The organism is Nocardioides sp. NPDC057577 (assembly GCF_042801335.1).
Classification (GTDB): domain Bacteria; phylum Actinomycetota; class Actinomycetes; order Propionibacteriales; family Nocardioidaceae; genus Nocardioides.
In genome coordinates, this window is the sequence record NZ_JBHVGB010000231.1 from 1 (window position 1) to 7,815 (window position 7,815).

The following is a 7,815-nucleotide window of genomic DNA, read 5'->3' on the forward strand; positions in this document are numbered from 1 at the left end:
TCCACAAGGAGAGTGGGCGTTGACCGAGTCACCTCGGTGAACATCCCGCCCGAGATCAGCCCGGGTAGTCGGCACCCGCGGCCTGGCGGGCCTCCCAGGCGGTGGCGACCATGGAGCGCAGGTCGTGGCGCATCTCCCAGTCGAGGTCGCGCCGGGCGAGCTCGCCGGTCGCGACGATGCGGGCGGGGTCACCGGGACGGCGCGGCTTGATGACCGGCTCGAAGTCGATGCCGGTGACCTCGCGGATGGCGTCCATGATCTGGCGCACGGAGGAGCCGTCGCCCGAGCCGAGGTTGTAGACCGGCTCGAGGTCCTTGCCCTCGGCGAGCCGCTTGGCGGCGACGACGTGGGAGTGGGCGAGGTCGGCGACGTGCACGTAGTCGCGTACGCAGGTGCCGTCGGGGGTCGCGTAGTCGTCGCCGTTGATCTGCGGCGTCTTGCCCTTGGCCAGCGCGTCGAAGACGAGCGGGAAGAGGTTGTGGGGGCTGGTGTCGTAGAGGTCCTTGCTGCCGGAGCCGACGACGTTGAAGTAGCGCAGGCTGGTGTGCGCGAGCCCCTCGGCACGCGCCACGTCGGCGATCAGCCACTCGCCGATCAGCTTCGACTCGCCGTAGGGGCTCTCCGGGTTGGTCGGCGTGGTCTCGGTGACCAGGTCGACATCAGGGGTGCCGAAGGTGGCCGCGGACGAGGAGAAGACCAGCTTGTCGACACCGGTGGCCGTCATCGCCTCGAGGAGGTTGGCGGTGCCGGTGACGTTCTGTGCGTACGTGTGCAGGGGCCGCTGCACCGACACGCCTGCGTACTTGAAGCCGGCGAGGTGGATGACTCCCTCGACGCCGTGGTCGGAGATCGCCTGCTCGATCGCGGACCTGTCCAGCAGCGTCGCCTCGACGAAGGCGACGTTGTCGGGCACGAACTTCGAGAATCCCGAGGACAGGTCGTCGATGACGACCGGCTCGATGCCTGCGTCGCGCAGTGCCTGCACGACGTGCGATCCGATGTAGCCCGCGCCTCCGGTAACCAACCAACTCATGCGATGAAGATAGCGGGGTGTCCTGAGCGGTTAGGTTTGCGGGGTGAGGCTCCTGCACGGTGACGGCGACCCGACGACCCCCGAAGGCCTGCGCGCCATCTACGCACCGTCGCGCCTGCCGTGGCTGCGGGCCAACATGGTCAGCTCCCTGGACGGCGCGGCCACCGGCTCCGACGGCCGTTCCGGCACGGTCAACAACGCCGTCGACGTCGACGTCTTCCACGTCCTGCGCGACCTCGCCGACGCCATCCTGGTCGGGGCGGGGACCGCCGTCGCCGAGACGTACGCCGCCGCGGGGACGCCCATCGTCATCGTCTCCCGCCGCGGCCGGGTCCCCGACGACCTCCGTGGCTGCGAGCCCGGCACGGTCCGGCTCGCCACGGTGGCCGAAGCGCCCGGCCTGGACGCCGCGCGCGAGGAGATCGGCGAGGAGAACGTCTACGTCACCGGCGCCGCCGAGGTCGACCTGCCGGGGCTCCTCGACCGGCTGCACGAGGAGGGCCTGCGCCACGTGCTCTGCGAGGGCGGCCCGGCCCTTCTCGGCTCGCTGCTCGAGGCCGGCGTGGTCGACGAGCTCTGCCACACGATCACGCCCAAGCTCCTCGCCGGCGACGGCAGACGGATCGTGACCGGGCCGCCCACCGACGTACCGGTGTCTCTCGGCTCGCTCATCGAGCACGACGGCACGTTGCTCGGACGTTGGCTCGTAACAACCTGACGTTCACGGTCAGTTTCCGGTAGCGAAATCTTGAGACCAAGAGTTTTACTCTTGACGGGGTCCGACCCAACCGCTTGACTCACCGATCGTGCCAGGTATGACGGCCGTCACCACCAAGCGACCACGTCAGGCACTCTCGGGAAGGCGCATACGGGAGTGGCTGATCTTTCTGGCGTTCGTCGCGCCCAACGTCGCGCTGATCGTGGTCTTCACCTACCGGCCCCTCTTTCAGAACATCTACTACTCGACGCTCAACTGGACGCTGGGATCGAAGTTCGCGACCCCGGTCGGGCTGGGCAACTACCGCGACTTCTTCACCTCCGGTGAGGCGAGGGAGGTGCTGACCACGACGGCGATCTTCACCGTCGCGACGGTCGGTCTCACCCTCGCCCTGGGCCTCGGTGTCGCGCTGGCGCTCAACCGCAAGCTTCCCGGTGCCGGGTTCGCGCAGGCGACGGTCTTCGCGCCCTACATCCTCTCCGGCTACGGCGTCGGGCTCGCCTGGCTCTACATCTTCGACCCCAACATCGGCGCGCTCTCGGCGATCCTGCGCGACGTCGGTCTGAACAGCCCGGAGTGGATCAACTCGCCTCGGTGGACGCTGACGATGGTGATCATCGTCTACGTCTGGAAGAACCTCGGCTACGCCGCGGTCATCTACCTCGCCGGCCTCCAGGCGGTGCCGGGCGACGTGCTGGAGGCGGCCGATCTCGACGGTGCCGGTCCGGTGAGGCGGTTCTTCACGGTGACCCTGCCGCTGCTCTCGCCGACCACGTTCTTCCTGCTGGTCACCACGATCCTCAACAGCCTGCAGGCCTTCGACCTGCTGATCGCGATGGACAAGCTCGGCCGGGGCGCCCGCACCCTGATCTTCGACGCCTACCTGACCGGTTTCAAGGAGCAGAGCCAGGCGGGCTACTCCGCGATGTTGTCCACGGTGCTCTTCGCGATCCTCGTGGTGATCACGCTCGTCCAGCTGATCGTCGTGGAGAGGCGGGTCCACTACCGATGAGCACCACGACTGCTCCCTCACGAAGAGTGCGGCTCACGCCGCTGACCGTACGCGACTACCTCGTGCTCCTGCTCGCGGTGCTCGTCGTCGTGCTGCCGCTCGGCTACATGATCCTGGCCTCCTTCAAGGGGCCTGGCGACCTGGCGACCACCGACCTGGTCGTCTTCCCCGAGGTCTGGAAGCCGGAGAACTACTCCGAGGCCGCGTTGAAGGTCCCCTTCGGACGCCTCTTCCTCAACTCCACCATCGTCACGGTCGTCGGCGCGGGGCTGAAGGTGCTGCTGGCGATCCTGACGGCGTACGGCCTGGTCTTCTGCGAGTTCCCCGGCAAGAAGTACGTCTTCTGGGGCGTGCTCGCCACGATGATGGTGCCGCCGCAGGTCACCGCGCTGCCCAACTACGTCTTCATCAGCAGCCTCGGCGGCGAGAACACCTACTGGGGACTCATCCTGCCGGGCCTCGGCACCGGCTTCGGTACGTTCCTGCTGCGCCAGGCCTTCATGCAGCTCCCCTACGAGGTGATCGAGGCGGCTCACCTCGACGGCGCCGGCCACTGGCGGAGGCTGTGGCACTGCGTGGTGCCGATGTCGCTGCCGTCGATCGCGACGGTGGCCCTGGTCAACGTGGTCTACGAGTGGAACGACTACCTGTGGCCGCTGATCATCATCACCGACCCCGCGATGATGACGCTGCCGCGGGGTCTGACGCTGCTGCAGAACAGCGAGTCCGCGGCCAGCTCGTTCGGCGTCCTGATGGCCGGCACCGTGATGGTGCTGCTGCCGATCCTCGTCGTCTTCGCGTTCCTGCAGCGTCACATCGTCAACGGCTTCACCCAAGGCGGCGTCAAAGGCTGACGTTCTCAGCCCACAGTTGGCACAACAGGGAAAGGATGCTTCATGAATACCTCGTCCAACCTGCATCGCTCGGGTCTGATCCTGGACCGACGACGGTTCCTCGGCCTCAGCGCCCTGGGCATCTCCGCGGCGGCGCTGTCCGCCTGCGGCGGCGGGCCCTCGACAAGCGGCGGCGGCGGCGCTGCCAGCGCCGTCGAGCAGATCGACTTCAGCGGTGTGAAGCCGGCCAAGGAGGTCACCTTCTGGACCTCCAACCCCGGTGACTCGATCAAGGTCAGCACCGAGATCGTCAACGCCTTCAACGCCTCCCAGTCCGACATCACCGTCAAGCTCGTCACGGCCGGGGCCGACTACGAGGAGATCGCGCAGAAGTTCCAGACGGCGCAGACCGGCGGCGACCTGCCCGACATCATCAACCTGTCGGACGTGTGGTGGTTCCGCTACAAGATGAACGACCAGATCATCCCGCTCGACTCCCTCTTCGAGGCGCTGCAGTTCGACACCGACGACTACGTCGACTCGCTGCTGGCTGACTATCTCTACGACGACGCCCACTGGGCGGTTCCGTGGGCACGCTCGACGCCGCTCTTCTACTACAACAAGGACCACTGGAAGAAGGCCGGACTGTCCGACCAGGGCCCGCAGTCCTGGGAGGAGTTCGACGAGTGGAAGACCGAGCTCGCCGCGACCAGCGGCGCGAAGTTCGCCTTCCAGTTCCCGGCCCTGGCGGGCTACGCCGGCTGGACCCTGCAGAACAACCTCTGGGGTTGGGGCGGCGGCTGGTCGAAGGAGGAGTCCTTCGACATCACCTGCAACTCGGCCGAGGCGGTCGAGGCGCTCTCCTTCCTCAAGGACTGGGTCTACAAGGACAAGGTCGCCGGGGTCGCCGGCGTCGACCAGATCCAGGACTTCGCGGCGGGTGTAGCCAGCGCCACCGTCGGTTCGACCGGTGACCTGATCAACGCGATCACCTCGGCGAAGTTCGACGTCGGCGTCGCACCGCTGCCCGCCGGGCCGGCGGAGACCGAGCGGATCTGCCCGACCGGCGGCTCGGGCGTCGGCATCCCGAAGGACATCAGCCCCGAGCGGCAGCTCGCGGCAGGCACCTTCATCAAGTTCCTCACCGAGCCCGAGCAGGCGATCAAGTTCTCCGAGGCGACCGGCTATGTGCCGATCCGCAAGTCCGCCGACCCCGCCGCGATCCTGCAGAAGACCCCGCAGGCGCAGGTCGCGATCGACCAGCTCCCCAACACCCGCTCGCAGGACTACGCCCGAGTCTTCCTGCCCGGTGGTGACCTGGAGATGGCCAACCACATGGCCTCGATCCTCACCGAGAACAAGGACGTCCAGACCGAGATGGACAGCCTCAAGGCGGCGCTGGAGAAGATCTACACCGACCAGGTCAAGCCGCACATCTGATGAACACGGCGTAGGGCACCCTGCGGGGTGCCCTACGCTCGGTTCTCGTGAGCGAGGACTTGGTAGTGGAGCGACGCCCGGGCGTCGTACAGGTGACCTTCAACCGGCCGCAGAAGCACAACGCCTTCACGCACGCGATGTACGGCGCGCTGCACGACCTGTGCGACGAGTTGGCCACCGACGAGTCGGTGAAGGTGCTGGTGCTGACCGGCGCCGGCGGGCGGGCGTTCGCCGCCGGCAACGAGATCTCCGACTTCCTCTCCCGCGACGCGGTGGACTACGAGGACTGGATCCGCTCGCTGCTCGAGAAGCTGTTCGCGCTCCCGCAGGTCACCATCGCCGCGGTCGACGGCGTCTGCGTCGGCGGCGGGCTCGCGGTCGCGACCCACTGCGACCTACGGGTCGCGACACCGCACTCCCGCTTCGGCTACCCGATCGCGAAGACCCTCGGCAACGCGCTCGCGGCCTCCATCGTCTACCGCGCCGCCGCCGTCTTCGGCGAGCCGGTCGTGCGCGAGATGCTGCTCGCCGCGCGGCTGGTCGGCGCGGACCGCGCCTATGCCACCGGTGCGCTGACCGCCGTCACCGACTCGCTGGCCGACGAGGTCGATGCGCTGGTCGAGGGCATCCTGCCGCTCTCCGGCGTCACCGTCCGGGCGACCAAGTCCCAGCTCGCCGCCTTCGCTGCTCGCGCCGAGGCCTCGCCGGAGGGTGATGAGGAGCTGCTGCGCGAGGTCTACACCGGCGCCGACTTCAAAGAGGGCGTACGCGCGTTCCTGGCCAAGGAGAAGCCCGCCTTCCGCTGACCAATCTCCGTTGACGCCGGCGCCGGGCCGACAGACGATGACGTATGCCCTCCGAGCAGAACAAGACGTACGTCGAGACCGACCGGTTCCGCGACGCGCTGATCCGGCAGAGCGATATCAGCGGCCTGGAGATCCGGGACTGCTGGTTCGAGAGCCGGCTGAAGATCGTCGACGCCTGGGGCAAGGACGTCTATCTCGGCGGTGACTTCGGCCGGGTCGTGGTCAACGACGTCGACGTCACCGCGTACGTCGACGCCGAGCTCGACCGGGTCGAGCCCAACCGCGTCCTCGCCCGGGAGGCGAGCACGCCCGACGACTTCCGCGCGGCCTGGGACGCCCTCGAGGCGACCTGGGCAGCGACCGTGGAGGAGGCGCGTGGCCTGCCCGAGGAGCTGCTCCACGAGCAGGTCGACGACGAGTGGTCGTTCGTGGAGACGCTGCGCCACCTGCTCTATGCGAGCGACAAGTGGTTCGGTGCGCCGGTGCTCGAGGAGGACTCGCCCTACCACCCGCTCGGCTACGGGCCGATGGATCCGGTAGGCGAGCTCGGTCTCACGCCGGAGGTGAAGGCGAGCCTCGACGAGGTGCTCGAGCCGCGGCTGGCAAGGATGGCCACGATCCGCCGCTACGTCGAGGCCCTGACCGTCGAGGAGCTCGACCGGAGCTGCTCGCGCAAGCCGGTCGGCAACGATCAGACGGCCGACTACGCCGTACGGAAGTGCCTCGGGGTCGTCCTCGGGAAAGAGGCCGAGCACCACCGATATGCCGTACGCGACCTGGCGGTTCTATCCGCTGGTTGAGGTGGCCCGACGCCCCTACGATGTCGCCGTGAAGGTGTTCGGATGGACCGTGCTGACCCTGGTTTTCGTCGACGAGCTGCTGGCGATGGCCGCCTTCGGGGTGTGGGGCTGGGAGCACGAGCCGCGGTGGCTGCTGGTCTGGCTGCTGCCGGTGGCGGCCATGTTCGCCTGGTGGCTGTTCGCCTCGCCGAAGGCGGCTCGTGGTGGGCCCGTGATCCGGCCGGTCGTGAAGGTGATCGTCTTCGGGCTCGCCTCGCTGGCGCTCCTCGATGCCGGTCACCCCGGCTGGGCGCTCGCCCTGCTGGTCTTCTCGGTCGTCGTGAACGGTCTGGCTCAGCTCCCCGCGATCAGCCGGCTGCCCACCGATGTGCTTCGAGAAGACTCGGCCCGTACCAGGTGATCAGCCGGCCGCTGACCAGCTCGGTCGGCGTCCGCGCGAAGGCCTCCGGGCCGTCCCCGGCGGTGAAGACGTACGGCTCGTCGGGGAGCAGCACGACATCGGCCCCGGCACCGTCGATCTCGGCCAGGTCGACGTGCGGGTAGCGGTCGGCCTGCTCGCCGAAGACGTTCTCCCAGCCCAGCCGTCGCAGCAGGTCGCCGGTGAACGTCCGTGAGCCGACCACCATCCACGGGTCACGCCAGATCGGCACAGCGACCCGGCGGGTGACCTGGGGGAGCGGGCCGCACCAGAGCCGGCGGGCCTCCGCAAGCCAGTCGGGGCGGTCCCAGCCGAGCCCGTCGAGGAGCCGTTCCATCGAGCTGATGGCCCCGGGGACCGTCTCGATGTCCGTCACCCAGACCCGGATGCCCCGCTCCCGCAGCCGGCGTACGTCCAGCTCCCGGTTCTCTTCCTTGTTGGCCACCACCACATCCGGCGCCAGCGCCGCGATCGCGGCCAGATCGGGGTTCTTGGTGCCACGCACGCGGGGCACGTCCAGGTCGGCCGGATGCGTGCACCAGTCAGTGGCGCCGACCAGCCGGTCCGCCGCGACCGAGGCGAGCGCCTCGGTCAGCGACGGAACGAGTGAGACGACCCGCGTCGCTGGCTGCGGCCCGTTGTATCGAGTGCCTAGGTCGTCCATATCTCTCCTCCGCTGGTCGAGCCGCCGGAGCCGCTAGGCGGAGGCGTGGGGGGGGCCCCACCGGAACACCCGGGGTTTGGGTGGGCACCGG

General features: G+C 68.5%; 9 protein-coding genes. 7 read left to right on the plus strand and 2 right to left on the minus strand.

Going from position 1 to position 7,815, the window contains the following annotated elements:
- Nucleotides 1–55 precede the first annotated feature (55 nt).
- A complete protein-coding gene (gene galE, locus ACFU7D_RS27375; protein WP_378873302.1) occupies nt 56–1,033 on the minus strand; it encodes a UDP-glucose 4-epimerase GalE in 978 nt (325 codons plus the stop codon).
- Nucleotides 1,034–1,076: 43 nt separating this feature from the next.
- On the opposite strand from galE, the gene ACFU7D_RS27380 reads away from it, so the two are divergent.
- The 7 genes from ACFU7D_RS27380 to ACFU7D_RS27410 all read left to right on the plus strand — a co-directional run bounded on the left by ACFU7D_RS27380 (nt 1,077) and on the right by ACFU7D_RS27410 (nt 7,042).
- Nucleotides 1,077–1,751, plus strand: coding sequence for a dihydrofolate reductase family protein (locus ACFU7D_RS27380; RefSeq protein WP_378873304.1), 675 nt, complete (start codon nt 1,077–1,079; stop codon nt 1,749–1,751).
- Nucleotides 1,752–1,848: 97 nt separating this feature from the next.
- Nucleotides 1,849–2,763, plus strand: a complete 915-nt coding sequence (locus tag ACFU7D_RS27385; protein WP_378732784.1) for a carbohydrate ABC transporter permease — start codon at nt 1,849–1,851, stop codon at nt 2,761–2,763.
- Nucleotides 2,760–3,617, plus strand: coding sequence for a carbohydrate ABC transporter permease (locus ACFU7D_RS27390; RefSeq protein ID WP_378732786.1), 858 nt, complete (start codon nt 2,760–2,762; stop codon nt 3,615–3,617). Before ACFU7D_RS27385 ends, ACFU7D_RS27390 begins: the two co-directional genes overlap by 4 nt.
- Nucleotides 3,618–3,659: 42 nt before the next feature.
- Entirely contained in the window at nt 3,660–5,036 is a 1,377-nt protein-coding gene (locus ACFU7D_RS27395) for an ABC transporter substrate-binding protein (RefSeq protein ID WP_378873306.1), read from the plus strand.
- A 47-nt stretch (nt 5,037–5,083) separates the two neighbouring features.
- The gene (locus ACFU7D_RS27400; protein ID WP_378873308.1) at nt 5,084–5,842 is read left to right on the plus strand and encodes an enoyl-CoA hydratase-related protein; all 759 of its coding nucleotides are present in this window, start codon (nt 5,084–5,086) and stop codon (nt 5,840–5,842) included.
- 44 nt (nt 5,843–5,886) lie between these two features.
- Entirely contained in the window at nt 5,887–6,642 is a 756-nt protein-coding gene (locus ACFU7D_RS27405) for a DinB family protein (protein ID WP_378873310.1), read from the plus strand.
- Nucleotides 6,643–6,670: 28 nt separating this feature from the next.
- Nucleotides 6,671–7,042 carry a YrdB family protein gene (locus ACFU7D_RS27410; protein WP_378873312.1) on the plus strand — a complete coding sequence of 124 codons (372 nt, stop codon included), beginning with the start codon at nt 6,671–6,673 and terminating at the stop codon, nt 7,040–7,042.
- On the opposite strand, the gene ACFU7D_RS27415 is transcribed toward ACFU7D_RS27410, so the two are convergent.
- Nucleotides 6,990–7,724, minus strand: coding sequence for a helical backbone metal receptor (locus tag ACFU7D_RS27415; RefSeq protein WP_378873314.1), 735 nt, complete (start codon nt 7,722–7,724; stop codon nt 6,990–6,992). The two genes, ACFU7D_RS27410 and ACFU7D_RS27415, sit on opposite strands and share 53 nt — an antisense overlap.
- Between the last annotated feature and the right edge of the window lie 91 nt (nt 7,725–7,815).